Origin of the sequence: Mameliella sp. CS4 (assembly GCF_019392335.1) — a bacterium.
Taxonomy (GTDB): domain Bacteria; phylum Pseudomonadota; class Alphaproteobacteria; order Rhodobacterales; family Rhodobacteraceae; genus Antarctobacter.
In genome coordinates this window covers 1-254 of the sequence record NZ_JAHXRQ010000225.1, presented here as the reverse complement: position 1 = coordinate 254, position 254 = coordinate 1, and the positions used below count along the sequence as shown (strand labels likewise).

Sequence of the window (254 nt, the reverse complement as noted above, 5' to 3'; positions counted from 1 at the left end):
CAGGACTCGGCCTTCCGTCGCTGGCCGTCGCGCCTGATCAACCTGGCGGTGCAACGCTCCACCGGCGTGGCCATGACCGACTACGGCTGCATGCTGCGCGCCTACCGCCGCACCATCGTCGACGCCATGCTCGCCTGCCGTGAGCGCAGCACCTTTATTCCGATTCTGGCCAACGGCTTTGCCCGGCACACCACCGAGATTCTGGTGCATCACGCCGAGCGCGAACACGGCGAGTCCAAATACAGCGCGATGCG

Annotated in this window: 1 pseudogene; it reads left to right on the top strand. The window is 66.1% G+C overall.

Going from position 1 to position 254, the window contains the following annotated elements:
* Nucleotides 1-254: pseudogene (locus KZZ07_RS27190) on the top strand (hypothetical protein); the annotation flags it as partial.